Source organism: Pseudomonas fluorescens group sp. PF-69 (assembly GCF_054481235.1).
In genome coordinates this window covers 1,890,947-1,914,984 of record NZ_JBTMNC010000001.1, presented here as the reverse complement: position 1 = coordinate 1,914,984, position 24,038 = coordinate 1,890,947, and the positions used below count along the sequence as shown (strand labels likewise).

The window sequence follows — 24,038 nt, the reverse complement described above, 5'->3', positions numbered from 1 at the left end:
GTCGTTCGCAAATCCAGTGTGGGAGCGAGCTTGTCTCGCGATGGGGCGGTCAGTGTTTCAGAGGGTTTTGACCGAAGCCGGATTGATCATCCGCGACAACCCGAGGTTCTTCAGCGCCAGTTGCAGCGAGCTGTGGATCACTTGCGGGTTGTCGATGGTCATCAGCTCGGCCAGCAATTCCTTGGCCTTGCTGAGGTTGATCTGGCGCAGCATCCACTTCACTTTCGGCAAGTTGGTGGCGTTCATCGACAGGCTGTCGAAACCCATGGCCATCAACAGCACCGCCGCCGCCGGATCACCGGCCATCTCACCGCAAATGCTCACCGGCTTGCCTTCGGCATGGGCGTCGCGCACCACGTTTTGCAGTGCTTGCAGTACCGCCGGGTGCAGGTAGTCGTAGAGATCGGCTACCCGTGGGTTGTTACGGTCCACGGCCAGCAGGTACTGGGTCAGGTCGTTGGAGCCGACCGACAGGAAGTCCACCTGCCGCGCCAGTTCCCTGGTCTGGTACACCGCCGCCGGTATCTCGATCATCACGCCAATGGGCGGCATCGGCACGTCGGTGCCTTCGTCGCGCACTTCACCCCAGGCCCGGTGAATCAGGTGCAGGGCTTCTTCGAGTTCATGGGTGCCGGAGATCATCGGCAGCAGGATTCGCAGGTTGTTCAAGCCTTCGCTGGCCTTGAGCATGGCGCGGGTCTGGACCAGGAAGATTTCCGGGTGGTCGAGCGTCACGCGAATGCCGCGCCAGCCGAGGAACGGGTTGTCTTCCTTGATCGGGAAATACGACAGCGCCTTGTCGCCGCCGATGTCCAGACTGCGCATGGTCACCGGTTGCGGGTGGAACGCGGCGAGCTGCTCGCGGTAGATCGCCAGTTGTTCCTTTTCGCTGGGGAAGCGCTGGTTGATCATGAACGGCACTTCGGTGCGGTACAGGCCAACGCCTTCGGCCCCGCGCTTCTGCGCTCGCGCCACATCCGCCAGCAGGCCGGTGTTGACCCACAGCGGCATGCGGTGGCCATCGACGGTCACGCACGGTAGATCGCGCAGCGCATCGAGGCCCAGTGCCAGTTGTTTCTCTTCCTCGACCACATCGGCGAACTGCTTGCGCAGCACGTCACTCGGGTTGGTGTAGACCTCGCCGTGGTAGCCGTCGACGATCATCTGGATGCCGTCGACCTTGGAATACGGCAGGTCGACCAGGCCCATCACCGTCGGGATACCCATGGCGCGCGCCAGGATCGCCACGTGGGAGTTACCCGAACCGAGTACCGAGACCAGACCTGCCAGCTTGCCTTCCGGCACCTCGCCGAGCATGGCCGGCGTCAGTTCTTCGCTGACCAGAATGGTGTTGTCGGGGTAGACCAGGGTTTGCTGACGCTCTTGCTGCAGGTAAGCGAGCAAGCGCCGGCCCAGGTCCTTGACGTCCGAGGCGCGCTCACGCAGGTAGGCGTCGTCCATCAATTCGAAACGGTTGACGTGATCGGTGACCACCTGACGCAACGCGCCCTGGGCCCACTGACCGGTCTTGATCACGGTGGTCACTTCACTGCCGAGCGCCGCGTCGTCGAGCATCATCAGGTAGACGTCGAACAGGGCGCGCTCTTCGGGGCGCAACTGGGTGGCGAGCTTGGCGGACAATGCGCGCATGTCGGCGCGCACACCCTCGATGGCGGTCTTGAACAGCCCCAGCTCGGCGTCGATGTCGATGATGGTCTTGTCGGGCACCACGTCCAGATCGGCCGGAGGCAGCATGACCACTGCCGTACCGACCGCCGCGCCCGGCGAACCCGGTACGCCGACGAACTTGGCTTCCTGAATGCCTTTGCCCTGACGGCCCAGGCCACGGATCGAACCGGTGGCCTCGGCGTGGGCGATAACACCGGCGAGCTGCGCGCTCATGGTCACGAGGAAGGCTTCTTCACCCTCATCGAACTGGCGGCGTTCTTTTTGCTGAATGACCAACACGCCGACGACGCGACGGTGATGGATGATCGGCGCCCCGAGGAACGAGGCGTAGCGCTCTTCGCCGGTTTCGGCGAAGTAGCGGTAGCGCGGGTGATCCGCGGCATTTTCGAGGTTCAGGGGTTCTTCACGCGTGCCGACCAGACCGACCAGACCTTCATTGGGCGCCATGCTGACCTTGCCGATCGAGCGCTTGTTCAAGCCCTCGGTGGCCATCAGCACGAAACGGTTGGTCTCGGGATCAAGCAGGTAGACCGAGCAGACCTGGCTGCCCATGGCCTCTTTGACGCGCAACACAATAATCCCCAACGCCGCCTTGAGATCCTTGGCGGAGTTAACTTCCTGGACGATCTTGCGCAGCGTATTGAGCATGGCTCGGGGTCGAACTCCGTCGTCAGTCGCGCGCTAAAAGGCGCGGGGCAAGCTCTTTGAGGGCGCGTCGATACACCTCGCGCTTGAATGTCACAACCTGGCCCAACGGATACCAATAGCTGACCCAGCGCCAGCCATCGAACTCCGGTTTACCGGTCAAATCCATCCGCACCCGCTGCTCGTTGGAGATCAGGCGCAGGAGAAACCATTTCTGCTTCTGGCCGATGCACAGCGGTTGGCTGTGGGTCCTGACCAGACGTTGCGGCAAACGATAGCGCAACCAGCCCCGGGTGCAGGCGAGAATTTCAACATCTTCGCGCTCCAGGCCCACTTCTTCGTTCAACTCGCGGTACAAGGCGTCTTCCGGCGTCTCCTGGGGGTTGATTCCACCTTGGGGAAACTGCCAGGCATCTTGATTGATACGGCGAGCCCATAGCACCTGTCCGGCATCATTCGTGAGAATGATCCCGACATTAGGACGGAAACCATCGGGGTCGATCACGGCAACAACCTCGCAAACGCATGTCGTCGCATTGTTCCACAAAGGTCGTGAAGGCAGCAACGCGCCGGCCTACCTTATGTGCACTCTTGTGAAAAGTCCGTATTCTGGACGCCTTTCTACAGACTTTTCAGCGAGTAACTGCAATGCGGCTGGCTTTATTCGACTTGGACAACACCCTTCTGGGCGGCGACAGCGACCACGCGTGGGGCGATTACCTTTGTGAGCGCGGCTTCCTCGACGCCGTGGCCTACAAGAGGCGCAACGATGAGTTCTACCAGGACTACCTGGCAGGCAAGCTGGATAACGACGCCTACCTGAATTTCTGTCTCGAGGTCCTCGGCCGCACCGAAATGGCCACGCTGGATCAATGGCACAACGACTACATGCGCGATTGCATCGAGCCGATCATGTTGCCCAAGGCGATTGAACTGCTGGACAGGCACCGCGAAGCCGGCGACAAACTGGTGATCATCACCGCCACCAATCGCTTCGTGACCGGGCCGATTGCCGCACGCCTGGGCGTCGAAACCCTGATCGCCACCGAATGCGAGATGGTCGACGGCCGTTACACCGGGCGCAGCACCGACGTGCCGTGCTTCCGTGAAGGCAAGGTGACGCGATTGAATCGTTGGCTGGACGAGACTGGGCATTCGCTGGAAGACAGCTACTTCTATAGCGACTCGATGAATGACCTGGCGTTACTGGAGCAGGTGGCGAATCCGGTGGCCGTCGATCCGGACCCCAACCTCCATGCTGAAGCCCAAAAGCGTGGCTGGCCGGTCATCAGTCTGCGCGACTGACTGATGACCCTACTGTAGGAGCGAGCCTGCTCGCGATGGTCGTTAACGAAAACGCGGGGCACCTGATGCCCCGCGGTGATCTTGGGTTTTTCGCGAGCAGGCTCGCTCCTACACTGGCTTGGCGCCCATCAAGCCGGCAATGGCGATAAAACAGACAAAGCTGAACAACGCCAAGGCAAAGCTGAACTTGCCGACACCGCCCGGCGTCTTGCGCAACCGGTTCAAGCGCACCAGCAGCCAGAACCACGCCAGCGCCGCCACAGTGTAGAGCACGCTCGATGCCAGCAGCCAGGTCTGCCCCAGCGGCCAGCCCACCAGGTGGACCATCCACCAGCCGGTAAACGGCATGCTCAGTAGCGCCAGCCCCATCAACAGCCAGACAAACACCCGCGGCCTTTGCAGGGTGCGACTTGCCGCCGTCGCATCACCGTTGCGCCGGGCCCGCCAGACCCAGATCCCCAAGCCCAATGCGCCCAGCAGCAACACGACTGTCGCCACCATGTGCGCCGTTTTCAGGGCAGTCAACGTTTCCATGGCTCGATTTCCTTATGGCTTGCCCATCAGCGTAGCCGTTCAGCCGAGAAACAGCTTATAGGCCGGGTTGTCGCTTTCGTCCCAATACGGATAGCCAATTTCCTCAAGCGCTGCGGGTACCAGGTGACGCTCATCGTGCGGCACCTGCAGGCCGGCAACCACACGGCCATCCGCCGCACCATGGTTGCGGTAGTGGAACATCGAAATGTTCCAGCGCCCGCCGAGCTTGTTGAGGAAGTTGAACAATGCCCCCGGACGCTCAGGGAATTCGAAGCGCAGGATCACTTCATCGACCACCTGGGCCGCGCGGCCGCCGACCATGTGGCGAATGTGCAACTTGGCCAGTTCGTTGTCGGTCAGGTCGATCACCGGGAAGCCTTGCTCGCTGAGGCTGGCAATCAGCGCACTGCGCGGGTCGGTTTCGGGGTGCGTCTGCACGCCAACGAAGATGTGCGCCTCGCTGCCGGTGTTGTAGCGATAGTTGAATTCGGTGATCTGGCGCTTGCCGATGGCTTGGCAGAATGCCTTGAAGCTGCCCGGCTTCTCGGGAATGGTCACGGCGATGATGGCTTCGCGACCTTCACCCAGCTCGGCACGCTCGGCCACGTGGCGCAAACGGTCGAAGTTGACGTTGGCGCCGGAATCGATGGCCACGAAGGTGTGCCCGGTGACGCCGTGCTGCTCGACGTACTTCTTGATCCCCGCCACGCCCAAGGCGCCGGCAGGTTCGGTGATCGAGCGGGTATCGTCGTAGATATCCTTGATCGCGGCGCAGATTTCGTCGGTGCTGACGGTAATCACTTCATCGACGTGGTCTTTGCAGATATCAAAGGTGTACTGACCGATCTGGGCCACCGCGACGCCGTCGGCGAAGATGCCCACGGTCGGCAGCACAACGCGCTCACCGGCCGCCATGGCGGCCTGCAGGCAGTTGGAGTCGTCTGGCTCGACGCCGATGATCTTGATTTCGGGACGCAGGTATTTCACGTAAGCCGCGATACCGGCGATCAGCCCGCCACCGCCCACCGGGACGAAAATCGCGTCCAGGCGCCCTGGATGCTGGCGCAGAATCTCCATGGCCACCGTGCCCTGCCCGGCAATGGTGTGGGGATCGTCATAAGGGTGGATGTAGACGTAGCCTTTTTCATCGACCAGTTTCAGCGAATAGGCCAGGGCTTCCGGGAACGAATCGCCGTGCAGCACCACTTTGCCGCCACGGGAGCGCACGCCTTCGACCTTGATCTCGGGCGTGGTCTTGGGCATCACGATGGTCGCTTTCACGCCCAACACCTTGGCCGCCAGGGCCAGGCCTTGCGCATGGTTGCCCGCCGAAGCGGTGACCACGCCACGGGCGCGCTCTTCGTCGCTCAATTGGGTCAGCTTGTTGTAAGCGCCACGAATCTTGAATGAGAACACCGGCTGCAAGTCTTCGCGCTTGAGCAAAATACTGTTGCCCAGCCGCTCGGAGAGCTGACGGGCAGTCTGCAATGGGGTTTCTACGGCAACGTCATAAACGCGCGAGGTGAGGATCTTTTTGACGTACTGTTCAAGCATCGGAAAGCATCACTGAGCGGGTTGGGCAGGACCACGGAGTCTAACCCGGCTTTTGGGCAGACGACCACACTAAACCGGTGGTTTTAAGTCACCCGAAAGAGATCACTCCCTGTAAGAGCGAGCTTGCTCGCGAAAAAACCAAAGGCACCGCGAGGCATCAGGTTTTACGCGTTATCGTTCACGACCATCGCGAGCAAGCTCGCTCCTACAGTAATTGGGTGTGCATCTGACCCGCCAATCGGGCAATGACCTGCCCCGCTCCCAGGGCCTATAATGCTGGCCTTTCGTTTCCCCTCTTCGGCACCTCGGAGCCCGCATGACCCAGGATCAACTCAAACAGGCAGTGGCTCAGGCCGCCGTCGACTTCATCCTCCCGAAACTCGATGACAAGAGCATCGTCGGGGTCGGCACCGGCTCCACCGCGAACTGCTTCATCGACGCCCTGGCCCAGCACAAGGGCGCATTCGACGGCGCGGTTGCCAGCTCCGAAGCCACGGCCGCCCGCCTCAAGGGTCATGGCATTCCGGTGTACGAGCTCAATACCGTCAGCGACCTGGAGTTCTACGTCGACGGCGCCGATGAAAGCGACGAACACCTGCACCTGATCAAGGGCGGTGGCGCAGCCTTGACCCGCGAGAAGATCGTCGCGGCCGTGGCCAAGACCTTCATCTGCATCGCCGACGCCAGCAAGCTGGTGCCGGTTCTGGGCGCCTTCCCGCTGCCGGTGGAAGTGATCCCGATGGCCCGCAGCCACGTGGCCCGCGAACTGGTGAAGCTCGGCGGCGACCCGGTCTATCGTGAAGGCGTGCTGACCGACAACGGCAATATCATTCTCGATGTCTACAACATGCAGATCACCAACCCGGTGGAACTGGAAAAGCAGATCAACGCGATTGTCGGCGTGGTCACCAATGGCCTGTTCGCTGCGCGCCCTGCGGATTTGCTGTTGCTGGGGACCCGTGAAGGCGTGAAGACCCTGCGCGCCGAGTAAGCCAGACACAAAAACTGTGGGAGCGAGCCTGCTCGCGATCAGGCCTGATCAGTCGACTCAGATGTTGAATGATGGACCGAAATCGCGAGCAAGCTCGCTCCCACATTGGTTTTGCAGTGCTGGTCAAGGCTGCGGCGGCTTCTTGAAGACGTAGAACAAGTTCGGCTCGCTCACCAGGTACATCGTGCCGTCGTCGTCCATGGCGATCCCCTCCGCTTGCGGAACGGTCTTTTGCAACCCCTGCCGGCCCTTGTTCAGCGACAGGGTGCTCAGCGGTCGACCGTCCACATCCAGCTCAAGAATCAGCCTCGACTCGTCGGACAGCGCCAACAGGTGACCACTGCGCTCGTCATATTGCAGGCTCGACAGGTCCCGCACGAACATCCCGGCATCACGCCTGGGATTGTTGATGACATGCACCGCGTAGGATTTTTCCGGGTTGAAATGCGGAAACCCGTGCACTTCGTAGATCAACATCGGGTCGCGCTCCTTGGCGACAAACAGACGCTTGCCCACCGAGTCGTATGCCAGTCCTTCAAACCCCTTGTTGCCGCTCATGTGCACGCCAAGCGTCATCTGTTCGGCGTCCGCCGCATCGAGGAAAGTGGTGCCCTGCTCCAGATGAATCTTGATCAGGCGCTGCTGGCGCTCATCTGTGATCACGTAGGTGTCGGCGCTGATGAACTCAACGGCCTCCGGATCGCCAAAGCCGATCAATGCCACGCGACGCAAAATGTTGCCGTCCAGGGACAGCTCGATCAGCTCCGCGTTTTTATTGGTCACGGTGAACAGGCTTTTGCGTACCGGGTCGAAGGTCAACGCCGAAACATCGTCATCCAGGCCTTCGATGACTTGTCCCTCCAGCACCACCTGATAGCGGTCCAGGCCAATGGATTGCGCATTCATCGGCTGCCAAAGCGTGTTCAGGTTGAACCAGGCGCGCTCGAACAGGCGCAGGTACTGGCCAATCGCAGACAACACGATCAGCACAATCACCGAGAGAATCAATATCAATGGTTTGGGGCGGGCAAGTCGACGCATTCAGGCAGCTCGGAATCAAAACAGACGGATGAAATATCACGCCTGTCTGAATTCAAGCTTAAAGGTCATGAGCGCTGAAAAACAATGCAGGAACAGCCGCTGGTCAGCGTTGTTTCTCGAAGCGGTAGAACAGGTTGGGCTCACTCACCATGTACAGCGCGCCGGCGTCGTCCATGGTCACGCCTTCAGCGCGGGGAATGGTGTTTTTCAGGCCATTGAAACCACCCAGCAGGGCAATGAAGCTGACCTGCTCGCCCTTTTTATCCAGCTCCAGCAACAGATGGGAATCGGCGGACAGCACCAGCATGTGCCCGGTCCGCGGATCGATGGTCAGGGCCGAGAGATTGCGCATGTCCAGTGCATGACTGACAAGCTTGACCTTGTCTCCGGTGAGCACCTTGCCGTCGCCTTTCCAGGCAAACAATGCTGGCGGGCGCTCTTCGCCCAGCATCAATTGCTGATTGCGCGAGTCCCAAGTGACCCCTTCGAACGCCTTGTTCTGGTCTTTCGACGGGCCGAGGTCGTATTTCGGGAAATTGGCGATGTTCAGCTCGCGGGTATCGGCATCGACCTTGACGATGGTAATCAAGTGCGCGCGCTCATCGACAATGGCCAACAAGCCGTTACCCAGCACCGTGACGCCTTCCGGATTACTCCAGCCCACCAGCGGCATTTTGCGCAGCACATCGCCCTGCAACGTCAACTCGACCAGAAACGGTTTTTTGCCCATGACCGAAAACAGGGTTTTGGTCTGCGGATCGTAGGCCAGGTCCGACGCTTCGTCCTTTTCCATACCCGACAGGGGCTTGGCGTCGATCACCGCGCGATAATCCGGCAGCCAGACGCTCGCCTGGCGCTCGGCCGGGCTCCTGAACTGCTCGCGCACCCACAGCACGCCACGATTGCCCCAATGCATGGCATATGCGAGGCCATAGGCGACGGCGACGACCAGCAAAAGCCAGGAATACCAACGCATGACGAAGCGCGAACGACGGGCAGGTTTCGACGTGGGCAGCGGTTGGGTAGCCATCAGGGAATGCATCCAGAAATTCAGGCTATGGGTAATAGCACAGTTGGGATCGGCTCAAATGCCGAAACCCTGGAATTATCCAGACAGAATGTGAAAAAAACGGGAAATGGCGGGAACGCCTTGTGGGAGCGAGCAAGCTTGCTCCCACAAGGTTCAGCGGTGTCTCGACTAACGAACGCTGCTGGTGAAGCGGCTGGCGCCCGGCAGCTCCAGGACAATCTCATCACCGACATTCAACGGCCCCACGCCCACTGGCGTGCCAGTGAGGATCACATCACCGGCCTGCAATGAGAAGCAGCCAGCCATGTGCTGGATCATCGGCACGATCGGGTTGAGCATCGCGCTGCTGTTGCCATCCTGGCGAACTTTGCCGTTGATGGTCAGGCGAATGCCGATGTCGGTGAGGTCGGCGAAGGTGCTGCCGGAGACGAAAGGCGCAATCACCGCCGCGCCGTCGAAGGACTTGGCGATTTCCCAGGGCAGGCCCTTGGATTTCAGCTCGGCCTGCTTGTCGCGCAGGGTCAGGTCCAGGGCCGGGGCGAAACCGGAGATGGCGTCGAGCACTTCTTCACGGCTTGGCTTGGTCGACAATGGCTTGCCGATCAACACCGCGATTTCCGCTTCGTAATGCACCGAACCGCGATCGGTCGGAATGCTGAAGCCACCCTCCAGAGGCACCACGCAACTGCCCGGCTTGATGAACAGCAATGGCTCGGTCGGGACCGGGTTATCCAGTTCCTTGGCGTGTTCCGCGTAGTTACGGCCGATGCACACCACTTTCCCCAGCGGGAAATGAATACGCGTACCGTCGACATACTGGTGCTGATAGCTCATGGACCGACTCCTGGTTCGTAGCGCTTGAATTCGAAAATCAAACAGCGAAAATCTTGCCCGGGTTCATGATGCCGTTCGGGTCGAACACCGCTTTGACGGCTTTCATGTACTCGATCTCAACCGGGGAACGGCTGTAGGTCAAGTAATCACGCTTGGTCATGCCAACACCGTGTTCGGCGGAGATCGAACCGTTGTACTTCTCGACGGTTTCGAATACCCACTTGTTGACGGTCGCGCACTTGGCGAAGAACTCGTCCTTGCTCAGGTTATCCGGCTTGAGGATGTTCAGGTGCAGGTTGCCGTCACCGATGTGACCGAACCAGACGATTTCGAAATCCGGGTAGTGTTCGCCGACGATCGCGTCAATTTCCTTCAGGAACGCCGGGACTTTCGACACAGTGACCGAAATGTCGTTTTTGTATGGCGTCCAGTGGGAAATGGTTTCGGAGATGTATTCGCGCAGCTTCCACAAGTTCTGCAGCTGGGTTTCGCTCTGGCTCATCACGCCGTCCAGCACCCAGCCCTGCTCGACGCAGTGCTCGAAGGTTTCCAGCGCGTGATTGGCCACTTCTTCGGTCGTCGCTTCAAATTCGAGCAGCGCGTAGAACGGGCAATCGGATTCGAATGGCGCCGGCACGTCGCCACGGGCCATGACTTTGGCCAGGGCTTTATCGGAGAAGAATTCGAAGGCGGTCAGGTCGAGTTTGCTCTGGAACGCGTGCAGCACCGGCATGATCGAGTCGAAATCGGCGGTGCCGAGGACCATCGCGGTGAGATTTTTAGGTGCCCGATCCAGGCGCATGGTCGCTTCGACCACAAATCCGAGGGTGCCCTCGGCGCCGATGAACAGCTGACGCATGTCGTAGCCGGTGGCGTTCTTGATCAGGTCGCGGTTGAGTTCCAGCACGTCGCCCTTGCCGGTGACCACTTTCATGCCGGCCACCCAGTTACGGGTCATGCCGTAGCGAATCACCTTGATCCCGCCGGCATTGGTGCCGATATTGCCGCCAATCTGGCTCGAACCTGCCGAAGCGAAGTCCACCGGGTAGTACAGGCCGTTTTCTTCGGCCACGTTCTGTAGATGCTCGGTCACCACGCCCGGCTGACAAACGGCGGTGCGGTCGGTGAGGTTCACATCGAGAATCTGGTTCATGTAGTCGAATGACACGACCACTTCGCCATTAGCCGCCACGGCGGCGGCGGAAAGCCCGGTACGACCGCCCGATGGCACCAGTGCCACCTTGTGTTTATTGGCCCACAGGACAATGGCCTGGACCTGTTCGGTGGTCTTCGGGAACACGATGGCGGTCGGGGCCGGGGCAAAATGCTTGGTCCAATCCTTACCGTAAGCATTCAGGGAGTCGGCATCGGTCAGCACCTTGCCGGGCTCAACCAGGGTCTTCAGCTCATCAATCAGGGCAGGATTGGTCATCGACAGAACTCTCGAACAATTCATGGTCATCCTGAGAACGCTTCACGTCGCAGGAATGAGTGTTTAGCGGGGCGCATATGCTAGCATACCGACCCCGCAGCATAGTGCCCAACGGCTGTTCTGCGGCGACGGCTTTCCTGCCGTCCGGGTCAGCTCCGGGCTGCTCCCTTCCCTGCCATTTTTCTCCGGGATACAGGTTTACGCAGATGAGCAAGACTTCTCTCGATAAGAGCAAGATCAAGTTCCTTCTTCTCGAAGGCGTCCACCAATCGGCTGTCGACGTCCTCAAGGCGGCGGGCTACACCAGCATCGAGTACCTCACAGGTTCTCTGCCGGAAGCCCAGCTCAAGGAAAAGATCGCTGATGCTCACTTCATCGGCATTCGTTCGCGCACTCAACTGACCGAAGAAGTCTTCGATCACGCGAAAAAGCTCGTGGCTGTAGGGTGTTTCTGCATCGGCACCAACCAGGTCGACCTGGACGCGGCCCGCGAGCGCGGTATCGCTGTGTTCAACGCACCGTACTCCAACACGCGCTCCGTTGCCGAGCTGGTGCTCGCCGAGGCGATCCTGTTGCTGCGCGGCATCCCTGAGAAGAACGCTTCCTGCCACCGTGGCGGCTGGATCAAGAGCGCGGCCAACTCCTTCGAAATCCGTGGCAAGAAGCTGGGCATCGTCGGCTACGGCTCGATCGGTACTCAACTGTCGGTCCTGGCTGAAGGCCTGGGCATGCAGGTGTACTTCTACGACACCGTGACCAAACTGCCATTGGGTAACGCCACCCAGGTCGGCAGCCTGAACGAGCTGCTGGGCATGTCCGACATCGTGACCCTGCACGTGCCGGAAACCGCTGCGACCCAGTGGATGATCGGCGAGAAGGAAATCCGCGCCATCAAGAAGGGCGGCATCCTGATCAACGCCGCGCGCGGCACCGTGGTCGAACTGGACCACCTGGCCGCTGCCATCAAGGACAAGCACCTGATCGGCGCTGCCATCGACGTATTCCCGGTGGAGCCACGCTCCAACGATGAAGAGTTCGAAAGCCCGCTGCGTGGCCTGGACAACGTGATCCTGACCCCGCACATCGGTGGTTCCACCGCCGAGGCGCAAGCCAACATCGGTCTGGAAGTGGCAGAAAAACTGGTCAAGTACAGCGACAACGGTACCTCGGTATCGTCCGTGAACTTCCCGGAAGTGGCCCTGCCGGCTCACCCTGGCAAGCATCGCCTGTTGCACATCCACGAGAACATTCCGGGTGTGATGAGCGAGATCAACAAGGTCTTCGCCGAAAACGGCATCAACATTTCCGGTCAGTTCCTGCAGACCAACGAGAAAGTCGGCTACGTGGTTATCGACGTAGACGCCGAGTACTCGGAGCTGGCGCAAGAGAAGCTGCAACACGTCAACGGCACCATCCGTAGCCGCGTGCTGTTCTGATCGTGAGCTGATAAAGAAGGGAGCCTTCAAGGCTCCCTTTTTCATGCGCGCAACAGCGTTATTTGACGTTTACGGTGATCTTCTTCGAAACGATCGGCGGATCGAACGGCATGTGGCCGCTGTCGCCCAACTCCAGTTGAAGGGTGTGCTTGCCCGGTGTCAGGGTTACTTCAGCCTGGGTCTGCGCCTTGCCGAAGTGCAGGTGGTTGGCATCGTTCGGAATCGGCGCGCCCGCCGCCGGCAGTTTGTCCACATCGATCAGCAGGTGATGGTGGCCCGTGTTCTTGGTGGGATCGCCTGCCGGCGCCAGCGCGATATTCTCGACAGCAAACTTGACGACGACAGTCTGTGGGACCGTCGCACCGTCTTTAGGAGAAACGATGGACACTTCAGCACCCGCAGGCGCCGGAGTCGCAGCACTGGCCAGCACAGAAACGCCCATCAGCAGGCCAGCCAAAGCAGCACGTGACATAAAGGTTTTCATTCTCTTCTCCAGTTTTTCCGTAAAATCCGCGTGACCATCACAACTTCATGGTCAATCGTTGTCGAAGGCACTCGACAACCATAGCAAAGCGAGCCTGAATCAGAGGGTCGCGATAAAAAATTCAAAGGAGTGACCATGCGCTTTCTGCCTGGCCTGATCTGCCTGCTACCCCTTCTGAGCCCTTTGGCTCATGCCGAACTGATTGATGACGTAAACGACCGCGGCGAACTGCGCATAGCCCTTGAGGCTAATACACCCCTTTTCAGTTTCAAGAAAGACGACAAGCTTGAGGGCTTCGAAGTTGAATTGGGTCAACTGCTCGCCGACGAACTGGATGTTCGGGCTGACTTCGTCGTCACCGACGGCAGCGATTTGCTGACCGGTGTCGAAAGCGGCAAGTACGACATCGCCATCAATCACATAACAGAGACCCCGGCGCTCAAGGAACGTTTCGACTTCAGCGAACCTTACGGTCGCGCCGATGCACAATTGATCGCGCAGAAGGATGAGCCACGCTCAATGCTGCTGGTGCAATCACTGACGGAAGAGAAGCCGAAAACCGGTTCACCCGTGAACCTGGCGATTCCGTTTCAGAAGGGCAATCCGGCATTTCATGCCAGCCTGGAAAACGCATTGCAGCGGATCAAGGCCGATGGCCGGCTTCAGGCGCTGGAGGAGAAGTGGTTTGGGGCAGATGCGGATGCAACGCTGAAACAATGACTCTGCAGGAGCGAGCTTGCGCGCGAAGGACTCAAGTGCGCCGCGCTTACCCAGCTCACACGCGTTATCGTTAACGGCCATCGCTGCGATGTGGCGACCCGACAAGCCAGCTCCTTGAGTTCGGGGTCAGCTCAGGTTTTCCAGGGCTGCCGCCGCTTCAGCCAGCTCCAGCTCGCTGAAGACTTGCACGCCGTGGCGCTTGAGCAGTGCAGCCGTCACGCCTTCGCCACTGACCTTCACCCCACTGAACGTGCCGTCATAGGTCAGCAGATTGCCGCAGGACGGGCTGTTGGCCTTGAGGATGGCAATGCGGATGCCGTGCTGCTGCACCAGTTCCAGTGCCTGACGGGCACCACTCAGGAACTGCGCGCTGACGTCCTCACCCTCGGTCGTCAGCACCGACGCCTGGCCATCCAGCACCTCGCCACCCTGCCCACCGGGAATTTCGGCAGCGGCCCGTGGTGTCGGCAATCCTCCGGCGACCTCCGGGCACAACGGCACGACGCGGCCTTCGTCGAGCCATGCCTGAAGCGGATCGAACGGCCCGCTGGCCCCGCCGTCGTAACGTACGCGATGCCCCAGCAGACAGCGGCTTACCAGAATTTTCTGCATGATCAGAACGGCTCGTTGCCGCGACGCCGGAACCACCCGGTCAGCGACAGGCGCTCGCGGGTCGCAGGCAACACTTCATGGGGAACTTCGCCCGACAGGAAGACCACCAGGCAGCCGCCAGTCGGTATCACATCGTATGCCGCACCTTCATCCAGGTACATGCGCAACTGACCACCGTGTTCGGGCAGCCAGGCGTCGTTGAGGTAGACCACCGCCGAGACCATGCGCCGGTCGTCATCGCGAAACCGGTCGACGTGCTGGAGGTAGAACGCCCCGGGCGGGTACATCGCGAAATGGCTTTCGAAATCTTCCAGGCCCAGGAACAGATCGCGGTTCAGGGCCTCGCGCAGGCTGTCCATCAATCCCAGATAGCTGTCGCAAGCCTCGGCCTGGCCGGGCTCGATCCACTGGATATGATCGCCGCGAATGCCCTCGCGAATCTCCGAGGTGGGCCCGCGCCCTACCGCAGCCGGGGCCAGTTCACCCTCGGCAGCACGTTTACGGCACTCGGCCGCCAGTGCTCGGGTCAGATCCAGAGGCAGGAAAATATTCTGCTGCGACCAGCCATTGGCGGCCAGGTCATCGACGATTCGTAACAGCAACGGGTGATCAGAAGGTATTTGCATGGCGCGCATAGTATTCCTGCGCCTGAAAATCCGACAGAGCCACGCAGCGGGTTGATACGAATTCTCGACAAGTCCGTATGCCACACGGAGAATGGTCGCCTGCTGACAGGAGTCCCTATGCGCCGTTTGCTTTTCTCCCTGCTGATGTTCTGCGTGTTGCCCGCTTGGGCAGACGGCCATGACCAGTTGTACAAGGTCGCCGGCTGGCCAGAACAACGCGCGCATTTCAACGATGCCCTTTCAGCCGCCCAGCAGCGCTACCAGAGCAGCCTGCCACCCGCCGTGTTCCAGGCACTGATCAACAACAGCAATCAGCGCTTTGACCCCAAAGCCATGGACCAGCGCGCCGAATCGCAGCTGCGCAAGCACCTCGCCGATCCGAAACCGGCACTGGACTTCTTCCAGTCGCCCCTGGGCAAGAAGATCGTCACCGCCGAATTGCTGGCGACCCGCCGCGATCAACTGGCGAAAAACGCCAAGGGCTTGCCGAAGATGCAGGCCAGCGACAGCCGCCTGTTGATCATCGGTCACCTGGCCCAGGCCCTGCCCGCTCGCGAGGCCGGCGCGGAAGTCAGCCTGGCGATTGCCGGTGTCGCGGCCGACAGCCTGAGCGCGATGATCCCCGGCCTGCTCGGCGCCGGCCAGGCGCAAGGCATGTTGAACGGACAGCGCCAGCGCTTGATGGAGCAGATCGGCAGCGACCTGAACAACACTCTGCTGTATGTCTATCGCGACCTGTCGGATGAAGAACTGGAAGAGTTCGCCACATTTGCCGAGTCGGCAGAGGGCAAGGCTTATTACCAGGCGGCACTGGCGGCGATTCGGGCGGGGCTGGCGGTGGGGCAAAGCACGTCGAACCTGGCCCAGTAATTTTTGGGAGCCCGATCAATCGCCATCGCGAGCAGGCTCGCTCCCACAGGTCGTTGGTCAATTTTGAAAGGCCACACATCCTGTGGGATCGGGCTTGCCCGCGATGGGGCACGCATGGTCACTGACCATTCCGGCCCTTGATCCGCTTGGTCAAGAACCCGAAGTACTGCCCTCGCAACGCCGGCATTTCATTCGCCAGATGATGCCTTGCCTCGGGCAGCATCAGCACCTGCGGCCGATCAAACTTGCCCCGCAACACCTCAAGGTTATGTTCCCAATCCACGGTCATGTCCGCCTGGCCTTGCACAATCAGTGGTCGCCGGGGGCTCGCCGGTGCGGCTTCGACGCGTTTGATCCAGCGTGCCAGCGCGCCTACCCAAGCCGTCGGCAGACGCAGTGGCTGCAAAGGATCGGCCTGCAGGAAGGGCAAAAATTCCGGGTCGTTGGAGTTTTCGCTGAAACGTCGGGCAATGCCTTTGACGAAAGGCTTGAGCAGGTAATAGCTGAATTTCGACCAACCCCACGCCCGCGGCCGCACCAGCGGTGCCAGCAGAATCACCTGGCCCTGCGCCGGGCTGCTCGCCCCCGCATTCAGCACATGATCGATCACAATGGCGCCGCCGGTGCTTTGCCCGCACAAATGCCACGGTTGCGGCAGCTCCAGGGATTGCGCCTCGTTGAACAGCCCTTGCAGGGTGTCCTGGTACTCGGCGAAATCCCTGATGCTCGCCCGCTCGCCGCTGGACAGCCCATGCCCCGGCAAATCGCAGGCAATCACGGCAAACCCCTGATCCAGCGCCCACTCGATCACGTGCCGATAAAGTCCGGTGTGGTCATAAAAGCCATGAAACACAAACAGCGTCGCCTTCGCCCGTTCGGGCCACCAGAACTGGCTGACGATTTCATAGCCATCGACCTGAAAACGCCCCAGTCCGCTGCGTACATTGCGCGTAGAAAAGTCCAGCCCGTAAAACCGCTGATAAGCCTGTGCCTCTACTGACAGCGGCTGCCTCTCGGCCAATGGACGCAGGCTGGCGCGCAGGTGATCAGGGTCGAAGGTGGCCGGCATGAATTATTCCAGAGCGTGAAACGGACTTTATGGATCTGCGATATTCATCTGTCGCAGCAAGCATGGCAAGCTAGCCGACTTTCAAGGAGTGAACCCATGCGCTCGCCCGTCCGCGCCACCCTGTTTGTCAGCCTGCTAGCGCTCGTGTGTGCCGGGGTGCTGTGGGCTGCTTACGACTGGTTTCAGGGGCGTTACCTGCGTGCGTTCAGCGATCACACCGCCTTGTTCTCCGGTGATCCGCTGCGCCTTCCCGCTGACCTCGCCGGCCCTGGCGCCATCCGCCTGGTGCATTTCTGGGACCCGTCCTGTCCGTGCAACGTCGGCAATCAACAACACCTGACCGAACTGGTCGAGCGCTACGTACCGCAGGGGGTGGAGTTTTTTGCGGTTCAAAAGCCCGGCAGCCATGGCCAGCTACCCGGCACCTTGAGCCGCCTGAAAAGCATCGAGGTTTTGCCCGGTGCCGAGCAAATCCCTGCCAGCCCGGCCGTGGCGATCTGGGATCGCAGCGGCAAACTGGCGTATTTCGGCCCCTACAGCGAGGGCCTGACCTGCAACTCGAGCAACAGCTTTATCGAACCGATTCTGCAAGCACTGAACGAAGGTCGTGAAGTGAGTGCCACGCACACGCTCGCGGTGGGTTGTTACTGCCCCTGGCGCGTCGATACCGCAAAGTAGGGAAACACAGGGCCATACGAATCCCTCCTACGGGCGATGGGCCAAACCGGCCTGCCATGTTAAACAGTGGCGCCTGGGAATCGCTGTTCATACATGACAACAAGGAGACACCATGAAACGTAGCCTGACCGCACTCGGTTTGCTGATCGTCGTGCTTGCCGCTGGAGCCGGCTGGTACGTCTACAGCAAGCAGCCGTCACGCCAGGGCATGGTGGAACTGCAACACCTGCAAGGTTCGGTCACCGTGCGCTACGACGAACGTGGCATCCCGCACATCCGCGCCGAAAACGAATCCGATCTGTACCGCGCCCTCGGCTACGTCCATGCCCAGGACCGGCTGTTCCAGATGGAAATCCTGCGTCGCCTGGCCCGTGGCGAGCTGGCTGAAGTGCTGGGGCCAAAACTGCTCGACACTGACAAGTTGATGCGCAGCCTGCGCATTCGCGAGCGCGCCGAAACCTACCTCGCGAACCTGGACAAACAATCCCCCGCTTTCATCGCCATGCAGGCCTATCTGGATGGCATCAACCAGTATCAGGACACTCACGCGAAACCCGTGGAGTTCGACGTACTGGGCATCCCCAAGCGGCCGTTCACGGCCCGGGACACCATTAGCATCGCCGGTTACATGGCCTACAGTTTTGCCGCGGCGTTTCGCACCGAACCCCTGCTGACCTACGTGCGCGATCAGTTGGGCGCCGACTACCTGAACATTTTCGATCTCGACTGGCAGCCCAAAGGCGTATTGGCGAAGCGTCACAACGGCACGGCGCTGTCGCTGGCCAGTACTGACTGGAAAGACCTGAACGCCCTCGCCCGCCTCAGCGAACAGGCGCTGGCCGACAATGGCCTGCCGCAATTCGAAGGCAGCAACGCCTGGGTCGTCGCCGGCAGCCGAACCAAAAGTGGCAAACCGCTGCTGGCAGGTGACCCGCATATCCGTTTTTCCGCACCGTCGGTGTGGTACGAAGCGCAACTCTCGGCGCCGGGTTTCGAACTCTACGGCCACTATCAGGCGTTGATGCCCTTCGCCTCGCTGGGCATGAACCGTGACTTCGGCTGGAGCATCACCATGTTCCAGAACGATGACCTCGACCTGATTGCCGAGAAGGTCAATCCGGATAACCCCAACCAGGTCTGGTATCGCGGCAAATGGGTGGACATGGTGACCAGCGAACAACAAATCGCGGTCAAGGGTCAGGCACCGGTCACACTGGTATTGCGCCAGTCGCCCCACGGCCCGATCGTCAACGATGCGCTGGGCAGCGGTGTGGGCAAGACGCCGATCGCCATGTGGTGGGGTTTTCTCGAAAGCCAGAACCCGATCCTCGAGGGCTTCTATCAGCTCAATCGCGCCGACACCCTGGCCAAGGCCCGCAGCGCTGCCGCCAAGGTCCAGGCACCCGGCCTGAACATCGTCTGGGCCAACGCCAAGGGTGACATCGGCTGGTGGGCCGCCGCACAGCTACCCAAGCGCCCCGCGGGTGTGCGCCCCGGCTTTATCCTCGACGGCAGCACCGCTGATGCTGACAAGGACGGTTTCTATCCCTTCAGCGCCAACCCGCAGGAAGAGAATCCGGCGCGGGGCTACATCGTCTCGGCCAACTTCCAGCCAGTGTCACCGACGGGTATGGAGATTCCCGGTTATTACAACCTCGCCGACCGTGGTCAGCAGCTCAATCAGCAGCTCAGCGACAAGGGCATCAAGTGGGACCTGGAATCCAGCCAGAAGCTGCAACTGGGCACCACCACCGCCTACGGCCCTCGCCTCCTGGCGCCATTGCTGCCGGTGTTGCGTTCGGTGGTCAGCGACCCGGCCGAACTCAAACTGGTGGAGCAACTGGCCCAGTGGAAGGGCGACTACCCGCTGGAATCCACCAGTGCCACGCTGTTCAACCAGTTCCTGTTCAATCTGGCTGACGCGACGATGCACGATGAATTGGGCAACGACTTCTTCGAAACACTGCTTTCGACCCGCGTGATCGACGCCGCGCTACCACGCCTGGCCGCCAGCCCCGACTCACCCTGGTGGGACAATCGCAACACGCTTGGCAAGGAAACCCGCGCCGATACCGTCAAGGCTGCGTGGCGGGCCAGCATCGCCCACCTCAAGACCACCCTCGGTCCGGACTTCGCGCAATGGCAGTGGGGCAAGGCCCATACGCTGACCCATGGCCATCCGTTGGGGCAGCAAAAGCCGCTGGACCGCCTCTTCAATATCGGTCCCTTCGCCGCCCCCGGCAGTCATGAAGTGCCGAATAACCTGTCGGCCAGGATCGGTCCGGCACCCTGGCCGGTGACTTATGGCCCGTCGACCCGACGCCTGATCGACTTCGCCGACCCGGCTCACAGCCTGACCGTCAACCCGGTCGGCCAGAGCGGCGTACTGTTCGACCGTCACTATGACGATCAGGCCGAGGCGTATATCGAAGGGGTTTACTACCAGGCGCATCTCAATGATGAAGAGGTGACGGCCAATACGCGCAGTACGTTGAAGCTGTTGCCGGCGCGGGGCGCTCAGTAAATCTTTTTGGCTGGACTGGCCTCATCGCGAGCAGGCTCGCTCCCACATTGATCCGGTGCACGCAGATCCATTGTGGGAGCTAGCCTGCTAGCGATGAGGCCCGCGAGAACAACGCAATTCCTGACTCAAACCATCGCCGCAAAGTTCAGCCTGAACTGTTGCGGCGTCACCCCCAGCCTGCGGTTGAACACACTGCGCATGTGCTGGGCATCGCGGAAGCCGCATTGATAGGCCACGGTCTTGAGCGGCGCACCCGTGCTTTCCAGCATCACTCGCGCCGCGTCCACCCTGGCCCGCTCGACGAATTCGGCCGGGGTGATTTTCGCTTCTCTGGCGAACACTCGGGAAAAGTTGCGCGCACTCATGTTGGCGGCGTTGGCCAGATCGGCGATGGTCAGGTCGCCGGTCAGGTTGGCCAGCACGTAGTGCTGAACCATCGCCACTGCCGAAGTCGGTTCGGCGTGGGGTGTCAGGAACGGGCTGAACTGTGACTGGCCGCCCGAGCGCTGGGTGAACACCACCAGTCGTTTGGCCACGCTCAACGCCACTTCCGGCCCATGGTCGCGACCCAGCAGGTACAACGACAAGTCGATCCCCGCCGTGACGCCGGCCGAGGTGTAGAGATCGTCATCCTGCACGTACAAGCGATCGGCTTCGACCCGAGTGGTCGGGCAAAGCGCCGCCAATGCGGCGGCATCATTCCAATGCGTGGTCACGGTGCGCCCCTCCAGCAAACCCGCCCGGGCGAGCATGAATGCACCATTGCAGATCGAGCCAAACCGTTGCGCCCGGCCGCAGGCCTGATGCAGCCAGGCATTGAATGCCGCACCGAAATCCGTGAACGGCAACTGAGGTCCACCCGCCACCAGCAGCAAGTCGCAGGCTTGCAATGCTTCGCTGAAATGTCGGTGGGCGTTGAGTGACAGGCCGTTGGAGCACGCCATCGCACCGCGCTCCACGCCTATCACTTCCAGCTGATAGTGATCCTCGGGGGCGAGAAATCGATTAGCTTCGGAAAACACGTCCATGGGACCGGTGACGTCCAGCGACTGCACGCCGGCGAACACCACGATGGCAACGGTTTTACTCATGACGTGAATTGCCTTTTATGGATCGGATCACACCGATTCCTGTAGGAGCGAGCCCGCTCGCGATGGACGTCAACGATAACGCGGGCTGCCTGGATGAACGCGTTGCTCTTGCGTGCATCGCGAGCGGGCTCGCTCCTACAGGGGCTGTGTGCAAACTTAGCCAATCCACACTCAACAAGCGAGGTTGGCGCGATATGCACGCTCATTGGCCGTGATCGCAGCCATGGATCGATTGTCCGGTTTGGGGTGGACGAACAGACTGAAACCCTCAGCGCCACCACGGCGTTCATCACGAGGGAACTCCCATGAGCACCACCATTGCCGGTATCAAAATCCCTGACAGCGCGTTGGCCAGAGCCACCACCGAATATATCCGCGACATCGAATCAGACCTGCTCTACCACCACTCGCGCCGGGTGTTTCTGTTTGGCGCGTTAAGCGGCGAGCGCAAGCAACTGGCCTACAACCCAGAGCTGTTGTACGTCGGCGCGATGTTCCATGATCTCGGCCTGGTGGAAGGCTACCGCAGCGACAACGAGCGCTTCGAAGTCGATGGCGCCAATGCGGCGGCCGCGTTCCTCAAGCCCTACGGGCTCAGTGATGACGATATCGAGCAAGTCTGGTTGTCGATCGCCCTGCACACCACCCCCGGCGTGCCCCAACATTTGCGGCCAACCGTCGCGCTGGTGACCGCCGGTGTCGAGATGGACGTGCTGGGGATGGACTACGCAGCGTTTCCCACCGCGCAGCGCGAAGCCGTGGTGCATGCGCATCCACGGGGTGAAGGGTTCAAGGAATGCATCATCTGCGCCTTTGCCGACGGCTTGCGCCATCGTCCGCAGACCACGTTCGGCAACGTGAAGACGGATGTGTTGATGGATCAGGAGCCGGGGTTCAAACCGATGAACTTTGTCGAGGTCATCCGCAAATCCCCTTGGGTTGCCTGATTTCCAAACCACCTGTGGGAGCGAGCTTGCTCGCGAAGGAGTGTCAGTCAACGATGATGTCGACTGGGAGTCCATCGCGAGCAGGCTCGCTCCTACAGTGGATCAGGGTCAGCCACGAAATGGTGGCCAACCCCACATCAAGCTCAAGCCGCTTCCGGTGCCTGCGCGCGGCGCACGTCCGGTTGCTTCCACGAATCGGCCGCGCTTTCTTCGATGGCCTGCTGGATCGCACGCTTGCGCGCTTCTTCTGCGCGTCGGCTGAAGAACCAGACCAGGAACGTCATCAGCGACACCGCCAGCAGAATCAGACTGGCCACGGCGTTGATCTCCGGCTTCACGCCCAGGCGCACCGCCGAGAACACTTCCATCGGCAGGGTGGTGGAACCCGGCCCCGACACGAAGCTCGCCAACACCAGGTCATCCAGGGACAGGGCGAAGGACATCATGCCGCCCGCACCCAGGGATGGCGCGATCATCGGGATGGTGATCAGGAAGAACACCTTCCACGGCCGTGCGCCGAGGTCCATGGCGGCCTCTTCGATGGACAGGTCCAGCTCACGCAAACGCGCCGAGACCACCACCGCCACATACGCCGCACAGAACGTGGTGTGAGCGATCCAGATGGTGACGATGCCGCGTTCCTGCGGCCAGCCGATCATCTGCGCCATGGCCACGAACAGCAGCAACAGCGACAGACCGGTGATCACCTCGGGCATGACCAGCGGCGCGGTCACCAGGCCGCCGAACAGGGTACGCCCCTTGAAGTGGGTGATACGGGTCAGGACGAATGCCGCCAGTGTGCCCAGTGCCACCGCCGCCACCGCCGTGTAGCAGGCGATTTCCAGCGAGCGCACCACCGAGCCCATCAGCTGGGTGTTGTCGAGCAGACCGACGTACCACTTGATCGACCAGCCGCCCCACACCGTCACCAGTTTCGAGGCGTTGAACGAGTAGATCACCAGGATCAGCATCGGCGCATAAATGAACAGCAGACCCAGTACCAGCATCAGGCTGGAGAAACGGAAGCGCTTCATTCTTTACCCTCCATTTCCTTGGCCTGACTGCGGTTGAACAGGATGATCGGCACAATCAGGATCGCCAGCATCACCACCGCCAGGGCAGACGCCACCGGCCAGTCACGGTTGTTGAAGAATTCTTGCCAGAGCACTTTACCGATCATCAGGGTTTCCGGACCGCCGAGCAGTTCCGGGATCACGAACTCACCCACCACCGGGATGAACACCAGCATGCAGCCGGCGACGATGCCGTTTTTCGACAGCGGGATCGTGATCTTCCAGAAGCTGTTGAAGGTGCTCGAACCGAGGTCGGAAGCGGCTTCCAGCAGGCTGTTGTCGTGCTTCACCAGGTTGGCGTAGAGCGGCAGGATCATGAACGGCAGGTACGAATAAACCACGCCGATGTAGACCGCCAGGTTGGTATTGAGGATCTGCAGCGGCTCGTCGATCCAGCCCATTGTCATCAGGAAACCGTTGAGCAGACCGTTGTTGCTGAGGATCCCCATCCACGCATACACGCGGATCAGGATCGCGGTCCAGGTCGGCATCATGATCAGCAGCACCAGCACCGTTTGCAGCTCTTTGCGGGCACTGGCGATGGCGTAGGCCATCGGGTAGCCGATCAGCAGACAGAGGATGGTGCTGATCAGCGCCATCTTCAACGAGCCGAGGTAGGCGGCGATGTACAGCTCGTCGTCGCCCAGCATCGCGTAGTTGCCCAGGTTCAACAGCACCTGCAGCTTCTGCTCGGCGTAGCTGTAGATCTCGGTGTACGGCGGAATGGCCACGTCGGCTTCGGCGAAGCTGATCTTCAGGACGATGAAGAACGGCAACATGAAGAACAGGAACAGCCAGATGAAAGGAACCCCGATGACCAACTGACGGCCACCGGGAATTATTCGATTGAGGC

General features: G+C 60.6%; 23 protein-coding genes. 8 read left to right on the top strand and 15 right to left on the bottom strand.

From position 1 onward, the window contains the following. Positions 1 to 57 precede the first annotated feature (57 nt). Positions 58 to 2,337 (bottom strand): phosphoenolpyruvate--protein phosphotransferase, encoded by a 2,280-nt coding sequence (gene ptsP / locus ACX3YF_RS08745; protein WP_130205803.1) that lies wholly within the window; start codon positions 2,335 to 2,337, stop codon positions 58 to 60. 22 nt (positions 2,338 to 2,359) lie between these two features. Then, positions 2,360 to 2,839, bottom strand: coding sequence for an RNA pyrophosphohydrolase (locus ACX3YF_RS08740; protein ID WP_007897732.1), 480 nt, complete (start codon positions 2,837 to 2,839; stop codon positions 2,360 to 2,362). A 143-nt stretch (positions 2,840 to 2,982) separates the two neighbouring features. On the opposite strand from ACX3YF_RS08740, the gene ACX3YF_RS08735 reads away from it, so the two are divergent. Then, the gene (locus tag ACX3YF_RS08735) at positions 2,983 to 3,639 is read left to right on the top strand and encodes a histidinol-phosphatase (protein ID WP_196585339.1); all 657 of its coding nucleotides are present in this window, start codon (positions 2,983 to 2,985) and stop codon (positions 3,637 to 3,639) included. A gap of 108 nt (positions 3,640 to 3,747) precedes the next feature. On the opposite strand, the gene ACX3YF_RS08730 is transcribed toward ACX3YF_RS08735, so the two are convergent. Continuing rightward, positions 3,748 to 4,173 (bottom strand): DUF2269 domain-containing protein, encoded by a 426-nt coding sequence (locus ACX3YF_RS08730; RefSeq protein WP_198132401.1) that lies wholly within the window; start codon positions 4,171 to 4,173, stop codon positions 3,748 to 3,750. Positions 4,174 to 4,212: 39 nt separating this feature from the next. Continuing rightward, positions 4,213 to 5,727, bottom strand: a complete 1,515-nt coding sequence (ilvA, locus tag ACX3YF_RS08725) for a threonine ammonia-lyase, biosynthetic (RefSeq protein ID WP_448647594.1) — start codon at positions 5,725 to 5,727, stop codon at positions 4,213 to 4,215. Positions 5,728 to 6,043: 316 nt separating this feature from the next. Here ilvA and rpiA point away from each other — a divergent pair, with 316 nt between their 5' ends. Next, positions 6,044 to 6,718: a ribose-5-phosphate isomerase RpiA gene (gene rpiA, locus ACX3YF_RS08720; protein WP_090466508.1), complete on the top strand. Its 675-nt coding sequence runs from the start codon at positions 6,044 to 6,046 to the stop codon at positions 6,716 to 6,718. 123 nt (positions 6,719 to 6,841) lie between these two features. On the opposite strand, the gene ACX3YF_RS08715 is transcribed toward rpiA, so the two are convergent. The 4 genes from ACX3YF_RS08715 to ACX3YF_RS08700 form a co-directional block, all read right to left on the bottom strand. Continuing rightward, positions 6,842 to 7,759: an SdiA-regulated domain-containing protein gene (locus ACX3YF_RS08715; protein ID WP_458973637.1), complete on the bottom strand. Its 918-nt coding sequence runs from the start codon at positions 7,757 to 7,759 to the stop codon at positions 6,842 to 6,844. A gap of 103 nt (positions 7,760 to 7,862) precedes the next feature. Next, complete coding sequence (locus ACX3YF_RS08710; RefSeq protein ID WP_130205791.1) at positions 7,863 to 8,789, bottom strand: SdiA-regulated domain-containing protein; 927 nt, start codon at positions 8,787 to 8,789, stop codon at positions 7,863 to 7,865. 168 nt (positions 8,790 to 8,957) lie between these two features. Further along, entirely contained in the window at positions 8,958 to 9,623 is a 666-nt protein-coding gene (locus ACX3YF_RS08705) for a fumarylacetoacetate hydrolase family protein (protein ID WP_288100030.1), read from the bottom strand. A 37-nt stretch (positions 9,624 to 9,660) separates the two neighbouring features. Then, entirely contained in the window at positions 9,661 to 11,055 is a 1,395-nt protein-coding gene (locus tag ACX3YF_RS08700) for an FAD-binding oxidoreductase (protein WP_103402854.1), read from the bottom strand. A 206-nt stretch (positions 11,056 to 11,261) separates the two neighbouring features. Between ACX3YF_RS08700 and serA the strand changes: the two genes are divergently transcribed. Then, complete coding sequence (serA, locus tag ACX3YF_RS08695) at positions 11,262 to 12,491, top strand: phosphoglycerate dehydrogenase (RefSeq protein WP_130205788.1); 1,230 nt, start codon at positions 11,262 to 11,264, stop codon at positions 12,489 to 12,491. Positions 12,492 to 12,549: 58 nt separating this feature from the next. Here serA and ACX3YF_RS08690 read toward each other — a convergent pair whose 3' ends face one another. Next, a complete protein-coding gene (locus tag ACX3YF_RS08690; protein WP_130205786.1) occupies positions 12,550 to 12,975 on the bottom strand; it encodes a DUF4399 domain-containing protein in 426 nt (141 codons plus the stop codon). A 135-nt stretch (positions 12,976 to 13,110) separates the two neighbouring features. Here ACX3YF_RS08690 and ACX3YF_RS08685 point away from each other — a divergent pair, with 135 nt between their 5' ends. Next, positions 13,111 to 13,695 (top strand): transporter substrate-binding domain-containing protein, encoded by a 585-nt coding sequence (locus tag ACX3YF_RS08685; protein WP_130205784.1) that lies wholly within the window; start codon positions 13,111 to 13,113, stop codon positions 13,693 to 13,695. Between the two features lie 126 nt (positions 13,696 to 13,821). Here ACX3YF_RS08685 and ACX3YF_RS08680 read toward each other — a convergent pair whose 3' ends face one another. Together ACX3YF_RS08680 and ACX3YF_RS08675 are read right to left on the bottom strand one after the other, a co-directional pair. Continuing rightward, positions 13,822 to 14,307 carry a 2-thiouracil desulfurase family protein gene (locus tag ACX3YF_RS08680; protein WP_130205782.1) on the bottom strand — a complete coding sequence of 162 codons (486 nt, stop codon included), beginning with the start codon at positions 14,305 to 14,307 and terminating at the stop codon, positions 13,822 to 13,824. A gap of 2 nt (positions 14,308 to 14,309) precedes the next feature. Next, on the bottom strand, positions 14,310 to 14,942 hold the full coding sequence (locus tag ACX3YF_RS08675; protein WP_198132408.1) for a 2OG-Fe(II) oxygenase: 633 nt from the start codon (positions 14,940 to 14,942) through the stop codon (positions 14,310 to 14,312). Positions 14,943 to 15,050: 108 nt separating this feature from the next. On the opposite strand from ACX3YF_RS08675, the gene ACX3YF_RS08670 reads away from it, so the two are divergent. Continuing rightward, entirely contained in the window at positions 15,051 to 15,803 is a 753-nt protein-coding gene (locus ACX3YF_RS08670) for a DUF2059 domain-containing protein (protein ID WP_130205780.1), read from the top strand. Positions 15,804 to 15,921: 118 nt separating this feature from the next. Here ACX3YF_RS08670 and bipL read toward each other — a convergent pair whose 3' ends face one another. Continuing rightward, positions 15,922 to 16,872 carry a phospholipase BipL gene (bipL, locus tag ACX3YF_RS08665; RefSeq protein ID WP_130205778.1) on the bottom strand — a complete coding sequence of 317 codons (951 nt, stop codon included), beginning with the start codon at positions 16,870 to 16,872 and terminating at the stop codon, positions 15,922 to 15,924. Between the two features lie 96 nt (positions 16,873 to 16,968). On the opposite strand from bipL, the gene ACX3YF_RS08660 reads away from it, so the two are divergent. Both ACX3YF_RS08660 and ACX3YF_RS08655 read left to right on the top strand, forming a co-directional pair. Next, the gene (locus ACX3YF_RS08660; RefSeq protein WP_458944146.1) at positions 16,969 to 17,550 is read left to right on the top strand and encodes a DUF6436 domain-containing protein; all 582 of its coding nucleotides are present in this window, start codon (positions 16,969 to 16,971) and stop codon (positions 17,548 to 17,550) included. Positions 17,551 to 17,662: 112 nt separating this feature from the next. Further along, entirely contained in the window at positions 17,663 to 20,074 is a 2,412-nt protein-coding gene (locus ACX3YF_RS08655; protein ID WP_448647598.1) for a penicillin acylase family protein, read from the top strand. A 125-nt stretch (positions 20,075 to 20,199) separates the two neighbouring features. Here the strand turns inward: ACX3YF_RS08655 and ACX3YF_RS08650 are convergent, their stop codons facing one another. After that, positions 20,200 to 21,165 carry a GlxA family transcriptional regulator gene (locus ACX3YF_RS08650; protein WP_458973636.1) on the bottom strand — a complete coding sequence of 322 codons (966 nt, stop codon included), beginning with the start codon at positions 21,163 to 21,165 and terminating at the stop codon, positions 20,200 to 20,202. A gap of 305 nt (positions 21,166 to 21,470) precedes the next feature. On the opposite strand from ACX3YF_RS08650, the gene ACX3YF_RS08645 reads away from it, so the two are divergent. Next, a complete protein-coding gene (locus tag ACX3YF_RS08645) occupies positions 21,471 to 22,112 on the top strand; it encodes an HD domain-containing protein (protein WP_130205770.1) in 642 nt (213 codons plus the stop codon). 143 nt (positions 22,113 to 22,255) lie between these two features. Here the strand turns inward: ACX3YF_RS08645 and ACX3YF_RS08640 are convergent, their stop codons facing one another. Further along, positions 22,256 to 23,146, bottom strand: coding sequence for an ABC transporter permease subunit (locus ACX3YF_RS08640; protein ID WP_047534698.1), 891 nt, complete (start codon positions 23,144 to 23,146; stop codon positions 22,256 to 22,258). Further along, positions 23,143 to 24,024 carry an ABC transporter permease subunit gene (locus tag ACX3YF_RS08635; protein ID WP_189340347.1) on the bottom strand — a complete coding sequence of 294 codons (882 nt, stop codon included), beginning with the start codon at positions 24,022 to 24,024 and terminating at the stop codon, positions 23,143 to 23,145. The genes ACX3YF_RS08640 and ACX3YF_RS08635 overlap by 4 nt, the downstream gene beginning before the upstream one ends. Positions 24,025 to 24,038 lie beyond the last annotated feature (14 nt).